This is a genomic window from Levilactobacillus parabrevis, from assembly GCF_044051715.1.
GTDB classification, from domain to species: Bacteria; Bacillota; Bacilli; order Lactobacillales; family Lactobacillaceae; genus Levilactobacillus; species Levilactobacillus parabrevis.
In genome coordinates, this window is record NZ_CP168688.1 from 154,513 (window position 1) to 173,457 (window position 18,945).

At 46.1% G+C, this 18,945-nt stretch carries 13 protein-coding genes; 9 read left to right on the forward strand and 4 right to left on the reverse strand.

Annotated elements, in window-relative coordinates:
- From ACEPSU_RS00805 to ACEPSU_RS00825, 5 genes are all read left to right on the forward strand, one after another.
- Window positions 1-1,494 (forward strand): SpaA isopeptide-forming pilin-related protein, encoded by a 1,494-nt coding sequence (locus tag ACEPSU_RS00805; protein ID WP_395322158.1) that lies wholly within the window; start codon window positions 1-3, stop codon window positions 1,492-1,494.
- Window positions 1,495-1,536: 42 nt separating this feature from the next.
- Window positions 1,537-2,322, forward strand: a complete 786-nt coding sequence (locus ACEPSU_RS00810) for a class C sortase (protein WP_395322160.1) — start codon at window positions 1,537-1,539, stop codon at window positions 2,320-2,322.
- Window positions 2,323-3,009 (forward strand): class A sortase, encoded by a 687-nt coding sequence (locus ACEPSU_RS00815; protein WP_395322162.1) that lies wholly within the window; start codon window positions 2,323-2,325, stop codon window positions 3,007-3,009.
- 227 nt (window positions 3,010-3,236) lie between these two features.
- Complete coding sequence (locus ACEPSU_RS00820) at window positions 3,237-5,066, forward strand: DUF5776 domain-containing protein (RefSeq protein WP_395322164.1); 1,830 nt, start codon at window positions 3,237-3,239, stop codon at window positions 5,064-5,066.
- Between the two features lie 226 nt (window positions 5,067-5,292).
- Window positions 5,293-6,612 carry a replication-associated recombination protein A gene (locus ACEPSU_RS00825; RefSeq protein WP_395322166.1) on the forward strand — a complete coding sequence of 440 codons (1,320 nt, stop codon included), beginning with the start codon at window positions 5,293-5,295 and terminating at the stop codon, window positions 6,610-6,612.
- Between the two features lie 361 nt (window positions 6,613-6,973).
- Here the strand turns inward: ACEPSU_RS00825 and ACEPSU_RS00830 are convergent, their stop codons facing one another.
- Both ACEPSU_RS00830 and ACEPSU_RS00835 read right to left on the reverse strand, forming a co-directional pair.
- The gene (locus ACEPSU_RS00830) at window positions 6,974-8,311 is read right to left on the reverse strand and encodes a gluconate:H+ symporter (RefSeq protein WP_020090174.1); all 1,338 of its coding nucleotides are present in this window, start codon (window positions 8,309-8,311) and stop codon (window positions 6,974-6,976) included.
- Between the two features lie 259 nt (window positions 8,312-8,570).
- A complete protein-coding gene (locus tag ACEPSU_RS00835; RefSeq protein ID WP_395322168.1) occupies window positions 8,571-9,737 on the reverse strand; it encodes a DUF2075 domain-containing protein in 1,167 nt (388 codons plus the stop codon).
- 238 nt (window positions 9,738-9,975) lie between these two features.
- Here ACEPSU_RS00835 and ACEPSU_RS00840 point away from each other — a divergent pair, with 238 nt between their 5' ends.
- Together ACEPSU_RS00840 and ACEPSU_RS00845 are read left to right on the forward strand one after the other, a co-directional pair.
- Window positions 9,976-10,458, forward strand: a complete 483-nt coding sequence (locus ACEPSU_RS00840; protein ID WP_020090172.1) for a hypothetical protein — start codon at window positions 9,976-9,978, stop codon at window positions 10,456-10,458.
- An 820-nt stretch (window positions 10,459-11,278) separates the two neighbouring features.
- Window positions 11,279-13,858, forward strand: a complete 2,580-nt coding sequence (locus ACEPSU_RS00845) for a MucBP domain-containing protein (protein WP_395322170.1) — start codon at window positions 11,279-11,281, stop codon at window positions 13,856-13,858.
- Window positions 13,859-13,979: 121 nt separating this feature from the next.
- On the opposite strand, the gene ACEPSU_RS00850 is transcribed toward ACEPSU_RS00845, so the two are convergent.
- Together ACEPSU_RS00850 and ACEPSU_RS00855 are read right to left on the reverse strand one after the other, a co-directional pair.
- A complete protein-coding gene (locus tag ACEPSU_RS00850; RefSeq protein WP_395323467.1) occupies window positions 13,980-16,073 on the reverse strand; it encodes a DUF262 domain-containing protein in 2,094 nt (697 codons plus the stop codon).
- A 191-nt stretch (window positions 16,074-16,264) separates the two neighbouring features.
- Window positions 16,265-16,831 (reverse strand): hypothetical protein, encoded by a 567-nt coding sequence (locus tag ACEPSU_RS00855; protein WP_020090168.1) that lies wholly within the window; start codon window positions 16,829-16,831, stop codon window positions 16,265-16,267.
- 175 nt (window positions 16,832-17,006) lie between these two features.
- Here ACEPSU_RS00855 and ACEPSU_RS00860 point away from each other — a divergent pair, with 175 nt between their 5' ends.
- Together ACEPSU_RS00860 and ACEPSU_RS00865 are read left to right on the forward strand one after the other, a co-directional pair.
- A complete protein-coding gene (locus tag ACEPSU_RS00860) occupies window positions 17,007-17,609 on the forward strand; it encodes an NADPH-dependent F420 reductase (protein ID WP_395322177.1) in 603 nt (200 codons plus the stop codon).
- A 344-nt stretch (window positions 17,610-17,953) separates the two neighbouring features.
- Window positions 17,954-18,796: an aldo/keto reductase gene (locus ACEPSU_RS00865; protein WP_125700300.1), complete on the forward strand. Its 843-nt coding sequence runs from the start codon at window positions 17,954-17,956 to the stop codon at window positions 18,794-18,796.
- Window positions 18,797-18,945: the final 149 nt, after the last annotated feature.

Sequence of the window (18,945 nt, forward strand, 5' to 3'; positions counted from 1 at the left end):
ATGAAATTCAGAAAACTGCGACACCTGGCCCTGGCGACCTTCGCCTTCTGTGGCCTCACGCTAGGCAGCCACATGACGGCGATTGCCAGCGATACAACAACAGACTCAACGCCTGAAACAGTTACGATGAAACTGCATAAGCTGGATAACATTGGTGTAGGGGATACCCCGCAGAATAAGGATCGCGAGGATATTAAAAACACTGGGGATGAAGTTGAGATTCCCAAAAGCATGAGTCCCTATAACGCCGATCAGTATGGAAAAGTCACTTTTAGCGTCTATGACATCTCCGAACTTTTCGCAGATAAGGATGGCAATAAGGTTCAAATGACAAGCGAACAATTCAAGACTAAACGTGATGCGCTGATTGAAAAAATTACCGCTGGCAAGACTGATCCGGAAGAATTAATTGCCGCTCAAAAACAATTTGCGACGGAGCACAATCTGAGCCCCATTGATACGCAAGAGTTGGAGGGGACCGATGGCATCCTAACTTTTGATAAGCTTCCGAACAGCGGATTCTACCTGATTATGGAAACCGAAGTTCCTGCTCACCATTTAACAGGCATCTCGGCACCGATGATCATCGGGTTACCCCTGAGCGATAAGGACACGATTCACCTGTACCCTAAGAATATTGTTGCCCGCGACGTTGACCCGGAGATTCATAAGGTCGGGATCAACCCCCTGGCACCGCTTAGCAAGAGGCATGTCGCGTTAGAAGGCGTGATTTTCCAGTTGCGGGAGGAAGGTAGTGATGATGTTATCGCCGATCTGAAGACTGATAAAGACGGTAACATCGAATTTGGTGGCCTGACTGTTGGGACTAAATACGTGTTAACGGAACACTCGATTAAAAACTACCCCTGGTACGAACAGCCAGAGGGCAGGGACATCAAGATTTCCCTGACGTTTACCGTCGATAAGGTCGGTAATGTTGAAGTGATCAGTGCCCAACCAGATAAGAAGTTTTTCAAGGTTAAAGGTTCTTGGATTGGCATCGTGAATCACCTGATCCTCGGTGGTGCCAAGTTTGAGAAGGTTGACGCAAACTCAGGAAAAGGCCTAGCCGGAGCGAAGTTTAAAGTTCAAAGCCTCAGCAAGGATGGCACTTCCTGGGCAGTCTTCAAGAATAACCAGTTTGTAAAGTGGGTCAAGAGTAAAGCAAAAGCCACGGAGCTAACCTCCGCAGCCGATGGTACTTTCGGTTTCACCGGCCTCCCATACGTGTACGACGAGAAGGTCAGAGGGGTAACGCAATACAACCTGGTCGAAACACAAGCACCAGCCGGCTATGCCCTTCTGGAAGATGTGATTGCGTTTGACATCACCAATGATAAGGACGCTACAGAAATCAAGGCTAAGACCATCGAAAATGAACGCTACGCCCTCCCAATCACCGGGGGAATGGGTATCTGGCTGTTCCTCCTCATTGGGAGTCTCCTGATGGGTGGCGCGGGTTACCTGTACTACCGGCAACACAAGGCAGCGTAAGCGTAATCGACACTTAGACAGCTAGAGAAGGGGGACCCCCACATGCGCAAATGGCTAGCAATCCTACTATTCTGCTTGGGCTTGGGCCTAATCGGCTACCCAGCTGCAAGTAACGTAGTGGCCCGCTGGCGGCAGCAGGGGGTCCTCGTTTCGTATAAGAACCAGCTCCAAACGGCGAGTGAGAGACAACTCAAGGCGCTGCAACGTTCACTTCAGAAACAAGCAGCCGTTAAGCAGACGGCGACGGTCAAGGATCCATTTAAAAAGAATGAGAAGCAGTTCGTTGAAACGGAACCCCTAGCGCTTGTAGCAATTCCCAAGATTAACGTTGAACTTCCCGTCTTTGTCGGGACCAGCGAGCAGGTCCTTCAGAAATATGCGGGGCTGGTCAACGGAACGGATATTCCGCAAGGGAAGGACAACCAGCACAGTCTAATCACGGCACACGGCGGGTTACCCGGGGCCCAGCTGTTCACTGACCTCTGGCGGGTGGATCGTGGTGATCGTTTCTACCTGAAGAACGCTTATGGCTTGATGACCTATGAAGTTACGGCGATTCGGACGGTGAAGGCGGATACGCGGCAACCGATCAACCGGTCGGCAGCGCGAAATCAGGTAACGCTGATGACCTGCACGCCGTATATGATCAACACCCACCGACTCCTGGTCACTGGCAAGCGAATCCCAAACGAAACGGAGGCGATTCCTCCAGGAAAATTCGTTTGGGACCGATACAAGACGGTGGTCCTGATACTGACGATTCTGGCACTGACAGCGGGCGTATGGCTGGGCTACCGGCGATACAGACGCGCAAAGGAGGCGAGCTAAATGGCGAAACGTAAACGACACAAGAAAAGTTCCCTCTGGTTGCTGCTGATGTTTCTCGTCGGAGCTGGGTTGATCCTCCTTGGACTAACGCAAAGCTTTTCGGTGACCCAGTTAGGCAAGACGGCGCTGAGTGAGATAACGGTCGAGAGTGTAAAACGGACTAAGCGCGAGGCACAGGGGGAAACGGCTCCCTTCAACTACGCGAAGACGTCTCAGCTGAATCCGCTCACGGTCGGGAGTTATGGACTCCGTGAACTGACCGGTACCAGTAACTACGGTGCGGTTGGTCAGCTCCGAGTCCCGGCAGTCGGAGTGGACTTGCCGATCGGTGTTGGTGTCAGTAATGCCGTGCTGGTCCGCGGGGCGGGGACGCTCAAGGCAGACCAGCAGATGGGGCAGGGTAATTACGCGCTGGCGGGGCATTACATGGTTTCTAAACGCCTTCTGTTCTCGCCACTAAAGGGTGTCCACAAGGGAGACAGCGTGTACCTGACGGATAAGCAACAGGTGTATCGGTATAAGGTCACGCGTGTCCAGGTGGTCGACCGTCACAAGGTTGAGGTCATCGATGACGTTCCTGGCAAGAAGCTGGTGACGCTGGTGACGTGTAACTCCGCGAAGCGGGGCGAGCCGAAGCGGCTGGTGATTCGTGGGGAGTTGCACTCGGTGGAGCGGGCGCGGGTGTAGGAGCTGATACTAATAAAGTGAATAAGCTTACGGCGGTGCCTCGTGAAGGCGTCGCCATTTTTTGTAATCTTTTTGAAGGAAGATTCACTCATTATCGGGTATAGAATATGTTACACTGTGGTTATTAAGGGAAACGGTTTCATATGATATTAGGTTGAGTCATTATTTTGATCTGATCATTGAAAAAACGTAGATGAACTCAGCCAATACTAGGGAGGATGTCGTTCATGAAACGAAGTACAATTGGGATTGCAGTCGCAGCGGGAGTGGCTTTTTGTGGTGTTCAGGTATTGGGAACAGTGCCCGCGCTACCTACGATTGGAACAGAGGTCGTTGCGCATGCATCTGATGCGAAGGTTGTTGATTCGGGAACATTGGGGACCTGTCCGTGGACACTAACTGCAGATGGTGTTATGCATGTTGGAAGTGGTGAGTTACCGGAAGCTAAGCCGGTGCCACAGCCTAGTGGCCCCCTTGGTGATCCAGTGACGCCTTTCTTTGATATTCAAGTAAGGGAGGGCGGAGATCACAACAAGTTTGAGTTTAATACCATTTCATTCGATGGTAAGGTTGCAACACCTAAAAATGCATCGTTTATGTTTTCTCAGTTCTTGATCAGTGTCCCACAGGTTAAAAATTGGCAGAACCTAGATACTAGCCAATCCACAAACTTTTCTTTTATGTTTTATAACAGTGGACTGGATACAATTGATGTATCGGGTTTTGATACGAGTAAGGCAACGAATATGCATGGCATGTTTAGCCAGACTAATCTTGTTACCGGGTATGAGAAGCTGGATACAAGTAATGTCACTGATATGGGCGAAATGTTTGAGGGCTATGGTGATGAGAATAATCCTTCATCTCTGGATTTGTCAGACTTTGATGTTCGCAAGGTAAATTCGGATAAAGGAATTGGCCATTTTGGTAATTCCACGGCAGGAGGATTTTCTAGTATGTTTGGGGTTGCTAATGTTAAAAGTCTTGATATTGGTAATTGGGAGCCCAGCATACCTCTAACTGAAATGTTTGATGGGTCTTTTCAAGCCTCAATAAGTAAACTAACTTTAAGTTCGAAAGATAACTTGACCGGTTCTGAATTAATAGGGCCAGATAAGGATACTACCTATACTGGAAAATGGGAAAACAGTAATGATCAATATTTGAGGCCCGATGATTCCAATAAGACTACTTATACTACGGCCGGTTTGATTTCTGAATATAATGGGAGTACGGCGCCAGCTGGAAATCAAACGTATCAATGGGAACCGACGAAAACGCCAGGAAATCCCGTAACGATACATTACATTAATCAGGATGGAAAAATGATTCAAGCTGACGCGCAGCTTCCCGGTGCTTGGGGAGCTACCTACACGATTAAACCAGCTACCATCAATGGCTATCAGTACGTCAGTGCTACTGAAGGCTCACTGACGGGGACGTATACGTCCGACCCGCAGTCGGTGACGTTATCGTATAAGGTAGCGCCAGTGACGCCACCAGTCACTCCAGGTGGTACTGACTCAAGTTCTTCGAGTGAATCGTCAAGCTCAAGTGATAGTTCTTCAACGGGTGATCAGGGCCATACCGTAGTTGTTGCACAAAAAGATCGCGCAATTACAGCTGTTAAGAAGCTCGGCCTGTATAGTACGCCAGACTTCAGCAAGAAGACGCGACAGTATTATTATGCCAAGCAAAAACGGACATTGCGGCCACAGTTTGTGATTACTGGTGTTGCGCAGTCCAAGAATGGCGTTAAGCGCTACTTGGTTCGCGACGTGACGGCTGGTTCTAAGCGTTATGGCAAGACCGGTTATATTACGGCTAAGCGGGCCTTTACGGTGCACACGTACTATCAGCACAATCCTAAGCGAGTCAAAGTAATTTTGGGCACGAATGCTTATCGCGATAAGGCGCTTAAGCATCAAATCAAGCATTTGAAGCGTGGAAAGGTATTGCATGTTAAAAAGATCGTGCGTCACCATCTAACAACGCGGTTAGTTCTTAGCGACGGTAGTTTCGTAACGAGTAACAAAACAAAAGTGATTGAAAAGTAACCTGAGAGGTGCTAGTGGACCGAAACTTCTCAGTTAGTAATGATGGTATTAGAATAGACAGGTTTGAATCGTAAACTGCGATTTGGGCCTGTTTATTTTTGACGTTGCTGAGAGACCGAACCGTTTGTACTTGAAGGGTCCTCACTTGACTGTAACGTAACGTTATAGCTTATGCTGGGTGACAGTGTGTAAGTTACTTTAAGTTTTAAGGTGGGGAGGCTTCCGTGTGAAACAAGAATCACTTTTCTCAAATCAACCGCAGAACACGCCGTTAGCTAGTCGGGTTCGGCCTAAGGACTTGGATCAGTTTGTCGGGCAGCAGCACTTGCTCGGAACTGGCAAGATTCTTCGTGAAATTATCGAAAATGATCAGGTTTCGTCGATGATTTTCTGGGGCCCGCCGGGTGTCGGGAAGACAACTTTGGCCGAAATCATTGCGCGGAAAACACAGTCGAGTTTTTTGAGTTTTAGCGCGGTAGATAGTAGTATCAGTAAAATCAAAAAAATTATGAAACAGGCAGAGTTGGACCGCGAGATTGGTCAGCGAACGATGGTGTTTGTCGACGAAATTCACCGGTTCAATAAGGCCCAGCAGGATGCGTTTCTCCCCTACGTTGAACGGGGGAGCATTATTTTAATCGGGGCGACAACCGAAAATCCCTCGTTTGAGATCAATTCGGCCTTACTGTCACGATGCAAGGTATTTGTGCTGAAAGCCCTGAAGCAAGATGACATTGTTACCTTACTGAAGAATGCGCTGCGTAATCCGGAGGGTTTTGGCAAGCAGACCATCAAGATTGGCCAGGACGAGATTCAGGCCATCGCCAACTTTGCCGATGGGGATGCCAGAACGGCGTTGAATACACTGGAGATGGCAATTTTAAATGGGGATAAGATGGCCGATGCAACGACGGTTAACATGGCGGATCTCAGTCAGCTGATTGCGAAGAAATTTGTGCTGTACGACAAGACCGGTGAGGAGCATTACAACATCATCTCCGCGCTGCATAAATCCATGCGAAATAGCGATACGGATGCGGCAATCTACTGGCTGTCACGGATGTTGGAAGGCGGCGAAGATCCCCTGTATATTGCCAGACGGCTCGTCAGATTTGCGAGCGAAGATATTGGGCTGGCGGATACGAATGCCCTTAACGTAGCGATTAATGTCTTTCAAGCTTGCCAATTTATTGGGATGCCTGAGTGTGACGTCCATCTGGTTGAGGCAGTGACGTACCTGTCACTGGCGCCGAAATCCAATGCCATTTATAAGGCTCGGCTGGCCGCGGCTAAAGATGTGAAGCAGACGGCGAATGATCCGGTGCCACTCCAGATTCGGAATGCCCCGACGAAGTTAATGAAAGACTTGGGGTATGGCAAAGGCTATGAGCTGGCGCACTATGCCAAGGATAAGTTGACGACGATGAAGACGATGCCGCCATCTGTTGCAGGGCATGAGTATTACCTGCCGACTAGTGAGGGCAACGAGCGACGGTTCAAGGACCGGTTGGTGCAGATCAAGGCGTGGCACGAACAGAATGGCTAGACAAACAAAAGGTGCTCTCAGCAATGAGGGCGCCTTTTTGAAACGGTAGGTGATTTAAACGAGTGGCCTACTGCGGTCAAAATTCATATCCGTTGGCCGAATGACGGGCCAAGTTGAATGGACCACCTTTTGGTAAACGTTGGTATCACCAGTGTAAGCTGTGCCGTCACGTTACAGTCACGGGGAATTTGAGACGATTGTTTCATGTGAAACATTGGCTTGGAGATGGGGTGCCAGCGCTTGGTGAGTCGCTCTGACTACTAAATCAGCGTAAAAATAAAGCAGCCGCAGATGCCAGTTATAACTTCGGCGGTGTCTGCGATTACTTTGGAATTAAAAAGTTAAAGAATTCAGATAATGACTAGTGAACAAACACGCTAATCAAGAGAACCATCAGTAGGCCGACAAAGGAATTTACAAATTCCAGTAGTCCCCAGGTTTTGAAGGTGTCCTTTAAGGAGATGCCGAATGATTGCTGGTAGAGTAAGAAACCACCGTCATACATCAAAGTCGTGGTATTACTCCCGCAGGCACAGGCTAACATCATCAGGGCGGGGTTAACGTGGAACGCCACAACCATTGGTGCCACGATGCCGGCAGCGGTGATCGCGGAAACGGCCCCTTGTCCCGTCATGAGTCGGATGAGGACAGTGATAATCCAGGCAAGAATCAGCGGGGAAATATTAGTGTGGCCCACCAGATCGACAATTTTACTCCCAATACCACTATCGATGATGACTTCCTTCATTACACCACCGGCGGCAATGACCATCAGAACGTTAGAGATGCCAGCAATGGCGCTGGTCATATGATCTGAGATTTGTTTGCCGGACATGCCTCGGCGGTAGCCAAACAGGAGCATGGCAACGATGACCGTGATGAGCATACTAATTTCAGCACTCCCAATGAAGCTGGCAAATTTAAATACCCAGCTGTTGGTGGCTGATAAGGTTTTAGCTAGTGAGGCGCAAATGATGATAATGGCAGGTAGTAGAGGGATGATGATACTGGTTCTAAAACTAGGAATGTCCGTAGCAGCCCGTTTAGGTGCCGGCTTCATCACGTTACCCAGCGGCATGTCTGCCAGCCCCGGAATAAAGTGCTGAATGAGAACACCGGAGCAAATGATGGTTGGTACAATAACGATAAACCCTAGCATGTAGACTTGGGCAATATCGGCATGAAAGGCGGTAACCAAGGCCATTGGACCAGGTTGCGGGGGAAAGATACTATGACCCATGGTGGCCCCAGCAATGGTCGGGATGACCAGCTTCATATAGGGCACCTTGGCTTCCTTGGCAATGTTAATGACCAGTGGCATGGTGATAAGGAAGGCCACTTCGTAGAACATCGACATCCCAAAGATTGTCCCGATGAGGAGTAGCGCATAAGGCAACAACTTAGGCCCCATTGCATTGACAATGGTATCCGCAATTTGCTGTGAGGCGCCGGATTCTGTCATCATTTTCCCGATGATTGCCCCAAAAATAACAATCAAAAGTAAGGATGACATGACGCTGCCGATACCGGTTTCGATGGTCGTTGCGATCTTGACCATAGGTAACCCTTCGGCAAAGGCAATGAATAACCCTGAAACGAGTAAGGCAATAATATTATGTACTTTCGTTTTAACGATTAGGAAAACTAAAAGTAAAATCCCAATAAGCACCCAGAAAAGGGCGAGTAAGTCAGCTGCCAAGTAAATCCCTCCTAAAATAAAAAAGACTAAACAGATATATTAGTAAGCGCATACATTCTACCATTTAAAACAGATAACTACAATAAAGTGAAAAAACATGCATATATTCAAAATAATTATGCAATATGGGGGACATATCCTTTTTAACTGATATATCAGACGTGATGAGAGGGCGTCCTCAGTTGATAATTAGCGGTTTTTATAAAAATATGCTGCTGGTAATCAACGGTGTGATTATCAGCAGCATATTTTAAAGCCATTATTTTTCGTTTTCGAGTTCCATCAATCGTTGCCGCAGGGCGTCATCGTAGGCGGTCAGGTACAGTCCGTATTTCCCACGTTTCATCAGAACGTTTAGAACGTTGGCGATGAACGTTTTGTATTCATCTTGAGTGAATTTCATATCCTTACGCTTCTTGAAGATCTCCTTGTGAGAATATTTCTCGGGGATGATGGTCATCGTGTCGGTGGCCTTGTCGTAGCCGAAAGATGGGCCGATAATCATGCCGACGTAGTTCAGGTCAAAGCCTTGAAGGGTGTAGATCGTCCCAACCTGGGTGATGGAACCCTCACGCTTGGCCCAGTGCGTTCGCTGTGGGTCCCACTCGTCCCAAGGTAAATTGAACGTATCCATCTCGACGTTGTGGCGGCCGTTGATCCGTGGAAAACCAGAGGTCGCAACGACGCGACTCATGCCGACTTCTTTATTGCGCTTCTTGATGTTTTCGAAGAGTTCGCCAGCGGTATCAAACATTTTAAACTTGAAGTCACTGTTTTTGGGGAAAGCCTTCAGTGGTTTTTGCGCGGTTAAGTCGTCCATCCAGGCAACTTGTTCGTCGCTGGCGACCATCCGGTATTGGAAATTCATATCAAACATTTTATATGGGTGCGAGCCAATCGTCTTGAAGAGGAGGTCCTTGTCCCAGTACATCTTGGACTGGAAGACTTGGTCGAAGTCATAGACGACGACAACAACTTTGGCTAAATTCATCAGATCGGTGAGTTGGTTCTGCCCGCGGTAGTGCGCGTAGGGTTCTGACTTGGAGTAGAGCAGGTGGGCTTCATCAACGAAAATGATATCGTATTTTTTATGATTTTTTTGTGCGTAGTTGATCAGTGAGGTTGGCCGGCGAATCGACTTGACCTTCATGTTGGGAATGGATTCTGCGAGGTCCTGGTAAGCTTTATACAGTTCGGGATGGTTGACCACCAGTGAAGTCTTGTAGCGGCTGTCGGTCATGTACTGACGCACGAGCTCCATCAGAACAACGGACTTACCGGTTCCGGCAGCGCCTTGGATGATGGCGACTGAGGAAGTGTCGCCGGTGAGGCCTTGCTTAATATAGTCGTTAATATTGGTGATGACCGTCTTTTGATCGTCTGAAAGATCATCGACGAAGAATTGTGCTTTTAGAATTTTATTCATTCTGGAACTCCTTATGCATTAATTGGTTTCGCGTGGGCGCTAGTGTTGACGCCCGCGGAAAAAGCTATTGTTATTATAGCAGTTTAGCTGGGGGTCGCTGGATATTCTTGGAAATTATGGTTTAGAATTGGCTGATGAGTTTGCTGGAGAATGCATGATTTTCTTAATTGATTGTTAACCTAGTGCTATACTCATGAAGTAAACGGAAGAATCAAATACATATTAGGCGGGGGAAAATATGAAAAGTATAAACCATATTATTCTAGCAATTGCGTTAAGCTTAGGGTTGGCGGGTGCCATTACGGCGACTGCCCAGCCAGCGAGTGCAGCTACGAATAATTCTAAGTACTACAAAACGTATAAGGCGATTCCTAAAGTACTGCGGGGAACGTGGCAGACTAAGGGCTACACGGAGTACAGCAGTCTCAGTAAGAAAAAGGTACGGTCAATTTACACGTTTAAGAAGAACTCTTATACCATGAAGATTGACTTCCAAGGAAAAAGGAAAACCAAGACGATTCATTTCCTAAAGAAGGAGGTCCAGGACATTGACTACCGCTACAAGACGAAGCAGTATGAAATCTATCCAACTGGCGCGGCGATGAGTAAGCGCGCCTACGCGTCGATCCTGTATCTGAAACCAGTTCGTCACAATGGCAAGAAGGCCATCGCTTCATATCCAATCGTCGGAAAGCATATCGCTTACCTTTATCGGAAATAACCGAGTAAAGCCTGATTCGTAAATGAATCAGACTTTTTTGATGCTTTTATTTGTCGAAGTGATCAAGGGTGCTGTAATAAGGGTAAAACAGCCAGAATTAAAGGTGCCAATACAAACTCCAGTAAAAGTTCAAGCAAATCCGGAATGATCCGTGACTCGCGTCCTGTGTAGTCATGGATAGGCATCAGCGGCCAACCAGCCGCGTAAATCATGGCCTTGGGAACAGATGAATTGGCTCCAGAAGTATGTTTAACCAGACTATTCTTAAACCTTGCGAGAGGGACGTGAATCAAAGGGAATATCAGATAGCAGACGGTTAGGTACCATGAGGTGAAATTCCAGGTAAAGATAAATCTGCCTACGATAAACTGGCAATTTAACAAGATTAGGATGATGAACGCTGGTAGTGACTTTAGATATAGGGAAAGATATTTGAAAGCTTGGGTAGATTCTAAACCGGCTAGGGGAGCGTTGGACATATGATAGGCATATTTCATTGTTGCCACCTTCTTGGGTATGATTGCGCTCAGTATAGGCTCAACAGAGACACTGAGAGTATCAGGACATCCGAGTTCGTTACGTATCAAAGAAAACAGGGACCGATTGATTACCTAAGATGACTGTCTACAGGTCAATTTGCTGAGCGACAAATAGGGGTAAAACGGTTGAAAGATATAGATTAAATAGTATTAATTAATAAATATTTTACAGTATTGACCATGCCTGCATCTCGTGGTAAATTGAATTAAGAATTAGAACTATTTTCACGGAATTTGTTGATGGCGGTAGGAAATTGTCAGGATGATGGGAGAGTTCTGAAATGACTATATATCGGGTAAGAACTGGCAAAAGGAATCGTTGGTTACTTATGAGCGTAGTGGCTTTAACATTAGGTACATTTGGGATGGCAACTGAGGTCGCACATGCAGCGGAACCAGTTGGTGCAGCTGATTTAACGAATCAAAGTTTGGATAGTCAGATTCAGGACAAGGAGCCAGGTGATCAAGATACGGTGCCAGCCGTGGAAACCCAGCCGGAAAAGACTGTTAGTTCTGAGAAGGAGAATAAACTCCGGAATACCGATGATTCAGGGGTCCGGGATGTTTCCGCTTCTGAAAAAACTCAGTCGACACCCACTAGTAACAATCAAATGGAAACCAAACCAGTCAGTCAGGGGACTAAACCAAAGGATAACGTAGTCCCTGATGGATCCAAGCCGTCTGAAGGCGCTGCGACGGCCAGCCAGGCAGCAACGACTCAAAATGTTCAGGTAGAAGAGGCCCCTACACCTAAGCCCCAGACCGTCGATGAGCTTATTCCCGATAAGGATTTGCAAACAATAATTTTGTTTAATCTTAAAAAAACACATTCTGAGCTTACCAGTGCATCACAGATTACCGTTGACATGTTGAAAGAGTTAAAGAGCATAGATGCACTCTCAAAGGACCAAATTACTCATAGAAACATTTATGATGCCGTTAGAAATGTAAAATCGTTGGCTGGGTTACAATATGCGACGAATTTAACAGAACTGACGATTACACTTAATTTGGATGCTAGTAAAAAATGGCAAGATTCGACGCAACGTGGACAACTAAAAGATGTGTCAGCCCTCCGAGGATTAACTCAACTGGTTACTGTGAAGTTGAGGCGTAATCAGATATCAGATAATGATACGGGAGCCTTCGCGGGGTTAACGGCTCTCAAAATGCTTGATCTAAGCTACAACAATATAACGGATTTGTCGTTCATGGCCAATTTGACCAATCTTACCAATATTAACCTCACCCAAGCTGCGGAAAGTCAGTATAAAATCACGAGTTTAAAGCCGTTAGCCAAGCTGGTTAAGTTAAGCCAATTCTCATTTGGAAATAACAATATTTCTGATCTATCACCGCTACGAAATATCACAGCGACACCGAGTTTTCTAAATGTTGGGCACAACCATATCTTTGATATTACACCGCTATTAGGACTTAATTGGAAACCCTTCATAGAGGGAGAGCCAATAAGATATCTAATCTCAGCATCGGGCCAGACTTGGACGTTGAATCAGGTAGCCTTGAATCCGAATACTACATCGTTATCGACATGGTCCTTCGCTTACGATAATCTGCATGATTTTAATGAATTCATGCAGGGAGATCCACAATCAACAGGAGTAAGTGAGATTTGGGGAGCAGCCAACTGGTCCATTTGGCATGACCTGAAGGGATCAGCTGGCAGTCTGAACTTAGTTTGGGATATTAGCCGGCATAATGATCTTACAAGACCGGCTGAGCCAAATGGGGTGCAGTTTGATGGAAAGATTACGGTGCCATACACTTTACAAGCTGGAATAGGTGCCGTAACGGTTGCTTTTCAACTGGACGGTGGGGTTAAGATTGCGCCGTTTGTAATTTTAAGTGGTCAATCTGGAACCAGTATGGACGTTCTTAACGATACGTCCGTGCAGCAGGTGATTGCTGAGCTGGAAGATCGCGGATTTACATACGAAAAGCCGGTGAAATATAATCAAGAGCTGACGAAAACGACTGAGGATTCGAAAGTAACTTACAACGGTGATGCGCAGAGCATTAAATTACTGTTTAATCCATTACAGAAAATCTACTTAGTCGATGAAGACGGTACTGCCATTGGGAAAAAGTTGATTAAGAAATCTGGGAAAACTAAGACGCCTTGGAGTGTTGATTTACCTGTGATTGATGGGTATGTGTATGACCGTGTCGATGGTGGTACGGTCACAGATCAAAAATTATGTGGAACGATTCAAGATGTTAACAATGATATTTATGTTTACTACAAGTCTACGGGGAAACCGGTCACGCCACCCGTTACACCACCTGTGAAACCCGTTGATCCAGGAACGCCTGTCTCGAATGGGACAGTAACGGTCCACTATCAGACTCAAACGGGTGAAAAATTAGCGGCAGATGACGTCCTCACTGGAGCACTTGGACAGGCCTATGCAACACAGGCAAAAGACTTTAAAAATTATCAGTTAGTCACAACGTCAGGTAACGCTGTTGGTGTCTATACGGCAACTAGTCAGGATGTCTACTACACGTATCAAGCTACGACATCTAAGGTGGACGTTGGTGTGAAACCGGCAACTGTGGCACCTAATAAGCCGTCTGTAGGGAATGAAAAAGGGACACAAGATGCACGGATTAAGTCGCGCAGGACGGGACAAAAAGCCCCTCAACAAGTGTCCAAGAGTGGTACTCAAGCGGCGCGAGTAACTACTGTAAATAAGTCAAATAGCGTGAAGCCAGCATCAACGCCCCAATTGCCGCAGACCAGTGAGCATCAAACCTCTGCTTGGTGGGGAGGCGCACTACTTGCCATGGTGGGGACGTTATTTGGGTTCGCACAAATTAAGAATTGGAGAAAAAGATAATTGGGGTTAAGATATCGAGAACTCTGATAATCAAAAACATCCGTTCAACGACTGTAATCGTTGGGCGGATGTTTCTTTAGGAAGAAAATTTGTTCTGAAGTGTTACAAAACAATTGATAAGTTAGGCATGTGGTTGGTTTAATCTAATTTCAACATTGTCCAGTGAGTCACCGCTAGCGCTGAGCAGCCGTTGCATATATTTTTTACGTTCAGTGGCTGATGAGTTGCCAGCAAAGAGACTGATAGGCTGGCCATCATTGGGGCCAGACAATTCTCGATAATCTGGTGAATCAACTTCTGAAGTGTATTTGACTAGCCACTCGCTATCGTTATTAGCCATTTGGAAGAAAGCGGCTGGGTTATTTAACCAGAGAAGATTAGCGACATCGAAATAGAGCTCTTTCCAGCTTTTGATTGGTTGGCTGGATTGCTGGTGAAATTTAAAAGCAAGCGGTTTTTTCCCTTTGGGGTCGGTGTCTTCCAGGCTAATCCAGTCAGTATTTTTAATCGCTAAATCTGGAACTTGAGGAATAGGCCAGACTTCTAGAATTCGGCTGTACAAGTCTTCTTGGCGCTGTTCTAGGGCAGCCGTGTTCCAGGATGAGACGTTGGCTAGATCTTGGTTAAGCTTAATGCCGGACATACGATACCCGTTAGGGGCGTCCCTTTTTTCTAAAAATAGATGATTACTCATCTGTGAATTGAAACCGGTTAAGGTTAAATTAGCCAATCGGTTGAGCCAAGTCATCTGGATATCATGCCAATTTTCTCCTAGACTTTTCTGCCAGGCATTGCTTAACGTTTGGGGCATGATATGTTCGATGGAATAGCTACCATTTTCGGATTTTTTGAAGAGATCTTGAGGCTCGCCATGAAGATTATTCAATTCATTCATAATGAACCAAAAGGATTCAGTACGAATATGATAATAATCTTTGGTGACTAGCGCTTGGTGAACAACCTGATTATTGGGGAAAATCTTATTTTCCTTAACGGTATGGGTAAGAACAACTTTTAAAGCAGTGTCATAGGAAATATTTCGATTTTGGCTTAGGCGGGTGACCTGTCGATCCAAGGATGAGAAGAAATTGTTGAGTCCCGTACTAGGCATACCAACGAATAGGCGGCGAGCGAGGTAGGATAGTAATACGGCCAAGACTTCATTTAAAGAATTAAGGGTAATCTTTTGTTCTTGGTACTTGTTAAACACTTGTAGAAGATAAGGCATCATCACATCCAATTTCAATTCGGACAATCGATCCAATAGTTGCTTGGTACGGGGATCACTGAAATCGTAATCATTAGGAAATTGAATTTGTGCGTAAATTAGCGCGACATCTTTTTCTATTTGTAATTCTGCATAGCGATCAAACCCTGGTTTTAAGCCAATGTATTGACGATAATCAATGTAGATTCTACCCTTTTTAACGGGCTTGGAGGATCTGGCCAGTGAGGTCAAATAGTGACGATAAAAAGTAGAAATGTTTTCAGGATGGACGATTCTTTCGATTTCTTGCCAGGTCTCAAAAGCTTTCGATTGTTCTTCACTGGATAGGCTCATTAGTAGGTAATTTCTAATTTTATCGGATTCCGTTAAACTTAAGCCAGTGGAGTTCAGACTTTCGAAAATTAATTGCGCATCGTCACCGGGTTGAACAGTAATGACCATCGTTTGAAGCTGGGTCCGTAGCAAGTTAAACCAAGTACTTGCGGTCAAACTGCTCGTATTAATGAGATCTCTAAAAAATTGATAATTGGATGCAAATAAGGATGGCTGTGCTGATTCTCCGTGTATGAGGACATCTATGTATTGTTCTTCATCGCCAGGGACGGGTTTTAGACGGTTATGGTGTAGGGAGGAGTGATCGTAGCTGTCAATTAAGTATCGCTCTGTAATCATGCGGCTCGTCTCGGGATTGGTATTAACCATAATATCACGTAACGCGATTAGAAATAATGAAATGGTTGTTAGGCGTTGTTGCCCGTCAATAACGGCGACTTCTGAAATGCCAGTTTGCGACGTGTCTAAGATTAGGCTCCCAATGAAGTACTGCTTCAGGTCGTGATCACGAGCTGTTTGCATATCGTCGACCAAACGCTGAAGCTGTTCTTTTCCCCAGCTATAGCGTCGTTGATAAATTGGAATATAAATTTTTTGAGTGTTTTGTATAACTTCAGAAACAATGAGTTCTGGACTACCCTGCAAGGTGAACATCTCCTTATAATGCTCATTTTAAGGTATTTTTCTAGATTATGACAGATAAATGGTTTGAGGATTCATTTGTGATGTGGTGAAAAAACAAAATTATCTTCCCCAAACGACAGAAACTTTCGGTTTGGGGAGGATAATTTTATTTTAGAGAACCTCATTTTTGCAAAGTATAGGTGTAATGCCAATTCATGTGATTACTTACCGCCGTGGTAATTAATAACCGTCATATGTTTCGTTGACTTGAAAACAGGATGATTGATCTTTTTCTTCGTCAACAATTCGACTTTTGTTTTGCTCTCGTTAACGCCTTGGACGTAAGCTAAGGCACGTTGCTTACCGTACTTAACGGGCAAGACTTGACCGAAGTAAAATTGAGAATTACTTAGTTCCCAGTTGGGTTTGAGATTGACTGCAAAGTAGGTCCAGCCGTGGCTAGATTTACGTAAGTCAATGCTGGGAAATCTTTTCTTCTGGTAGTCCTCTCGCCAAGAGTGCATGAATTTTAGTGTATGTTTCTTATTGTTGGATGTAGTGACTGTGAAGGATTTCTTGTTAATCACCAGCTTGCTAGGATGACTGTCATAACGGTATTGATAGCCGTACCAGGTGCCGCGTAAAGCTTTTGGCGCGGTCTGGATGGATTTATCATGGTTGCCGAATATCCAAACCGTCTTAGCACTAGCAGAGGTGTTCGCAAGTCCTAATAAGCCAGCGGAAACAGATAGCAGTGTGATAAAAATTTTAATTTGTCTGTGTTTCATAGGTATTCCCCTCCTTATTAATTTTAGTATACGAAAGCTGACTGGCGACTCAAGTGTGGATTGCCAGGCGTTCTACCTTGTGAGTAACCGAAAGCGTACTGATAGGCAAATAACTTCGCATTCCGCCACGGGTCGCGTACACTTATGCTATAAGTCTTTCGAAAGGGTGAATCATATGAAAATTGGTGTTGTGGGATCTGGAACGGTCGGCACGATTCTGACGCAGACGTTTAGTCGAGGGGATAATGAAATTATTCTTAGCCATTCCCGTGGTGCGGCTAGTCTCACGCCTCGACGTGACGAGTTTGGGGCTAACGTTGCCTTTGGCGAGGTGGCCGACGCCCTTCAGCAGCCGCTTGTGATTGTTGCCGTACCATTTGGCATTGCCCCCGATGTGCTCCGCCAGGTCACGGATTATCAGCAGCGGATCGTCGTCGACGTGACCAATCAATTTACCGCTGACTTTAAGAAAATCGACACCCGGCCACTGACCGGTAGTGAAGTGATTGCGGCTGCTGCCAACAATGCGCGCGTCATCAAGGCCTTTAACACCTTACCGCATGAGTTAATGACGGGTAAAGTTGATGGCTCTGGCCGGCGCGTGCTGTTCTATGCTGGGGATGACAAGGACGCCAAGAAGACCTTTGCGGCACTGGTTAAGCCGCTCAATTTCCGCCCGGTTAACCTCGGAAAACTACGTCATGGTGGCAGTGTTATGCAAGTTGGCGGTGGACTGGGGCATACGGCCTTTGTCCAACTGGATGAAAAATTTGAATAGACGCGAATACCCGCAAGCCATGTTTCATGTGAAACATCACTTGCGGGTATTTTTTTGATAGAGTGAGTGGCGTAAAATTGCCATCTAAGCGCATGAGGCGGGATAGCAGTAATCGCCTTGTCACTACCAGTTTGTCCCAGAGAGATGGATCTTGTGACCCATACCGCTGGGTCACACCAATATTGAAGAAAGATAATTTCCCGACTGGATTATTTCACAGAGAAACAAATGTTAGGGACAATTTTAGCGTAATCAGGCAATAAAAGTGGTAAACTATGTAAGCGCTTCACGGCAACGCGTTTATTCATTCAACGCAAACTTTCTGACAATGTAGGAGGCAGATTATGACAATTCCAAGTTTCACATTGAATGATGGCTGGGAGTTACCAGCAATTACCTTAGGGACCGCTCGTGTTCGTGGTGGGGCAGCCGTTAACCAATTTCAGATCGCCATTAATGACGGTTATCGAAGTATCGATAGTTCCACGAGTTACGATAACGAAGGTGCCGTCGGTGAGGCCATTCGCCGCTCCGGGGTACCGCGTGCTGAGCTAGTGGTGACTTCGAAATTACCAGGTAAATATCATCGGTATGCCGATGCAACGACGGCAATTCAGGAATCGCTGTATCGGATGGGTTTGGATTATTTTGACCTCTTCTTGATTCACTGGCCATTGCCAAAACAGGACCTATACGTGGAAGCCTGGCAAGCCATGATCGATGCCCAAAAGCGAGGCCTCATTCGGTCAATTGGTGTGTCCAATTTCGAACCGGAACATCTCGACCGAATCATTCAAGAGACCGGGGTGACGCCTTCCGTTAACCAGATCGAGGTTCATCCTTACTGGAACCAGGAGCGCATGGTCACCGCCAATCGCGAACGGGGAATTCTGACGGAAGCTTGGAGTCCACTCGGTCGGGGAAGCTCGGTCATCAAGGAACCTTTGATTCAATCGCTGGCTGCCAAATACCACAAGAATGTCGTCCAAATTATTTTGCGTTGGCACCATCAACGCGGCATCGTTCCGTTACCACGGACGCATAACATCGCCCATCAACGGACAAATTTGGATATTTTTGACTTTCAATTAACAGATGACGAAATGGCCCAGATTGCGGCTTTAACTAAGGTTGAAGGCCGAGTAGTCGCTGGCCAAGATCCGAATGTTTATGAAGAATTTGAATAGGACTCACATAACCGCAGGAACTAAATAGGCATTTACCAGAAACGCGTAATCTGAGAGGGCTTCAGCTTTCTTAGGATTACGCGTTTTTAGGTTGTGCCGCACTAGAACTATCGTGGTATCTTAGAGCTATTGGCCAATTAATTTCAAAG

Excerpts from the sequence above, each read along its gene's own strand:
- ACEPSU_RS00805 (WP_395322158.1), top strand. The coding sequence starts at position 1 with ATGAAATTCAGAAAACTGCGACACCTGGCCCTGGCGACCTTCGCCTTC.
- ACEPSU_RS00810 (WP_395322160.1), top strand. The coding sequence starts at position 1,537 with ATGCGCAAATGGCTAGCAATCCTACTATTCTGCTTGGGCTTGGGCCTA.
- ACEPSU_RS00815 (WP_395322162.1), top strand. The coding sequence starts at position 2,323 with ATGGCGAAACGTAAACGACACAAGAAAAGTTCCCTCTGGTTGCTGCTG.
- ACEPSU_RS00820 (WP_395322164.1), top strand. The coding sequence starts at position 3,237 with ATGAAACGAAGTACAATTGGGATTGCAGTCGCAGCGGGAGTGGCTTTT.
- ACEPSU_RS00835 (WP_395322168.1), bottom strand. The coding sequence starts at position 9,737 with ATGAATAAAATTCTAAAAGCACAATTCTTCGTCGATGATCTTTCAGAC.
- ACEPSU_RS00840 (WP_020090172.1), top strand. The coding sequence starts at position 9,976 with ATGAAAAGTATAAACCATATTATTCTAGCAATTGCGTTAAGCTTAGGG.
- ACEPSU_RS00845 (WP_395322170.1), top strand. The coding sequence starts at position 11,279 with ATGACTATATATCGGGTAAGAACTGGCAAAAGGAATCGTTGGTTACTT.
- ACEPSU_RS00850 (WP_395323467.1), bottom strand. The coding sequence starts at position 16,073 with ATGTTCACCTTGCAGGGTAGTCCAGAACTCATTGTTTCTGAAGTTATA.
- ACEPSU_RS00855 (WP_020090168.1), bottom strand. The coding sequence starts at position 16,831 with ATGAAACACAGACAAATTAAAATTTTTATCACACTGCTATCTGTTTCC.
- ACEPSU_RS00860 (WP_395322177.1), top strand. The coding sequence starts at position 17,007 with ATGAAAATTGGTGTTGTGGGATCTGGAACGGTCGGCACGATTCTGACG.
- ACEPSU_RS00865 (WP_125700300.1), top strand. The coding sequence starts at position 17,954 with ATGACAATTCCAAGTTTCACATTGAATGATGGCTGGGAGTTACCAGCA.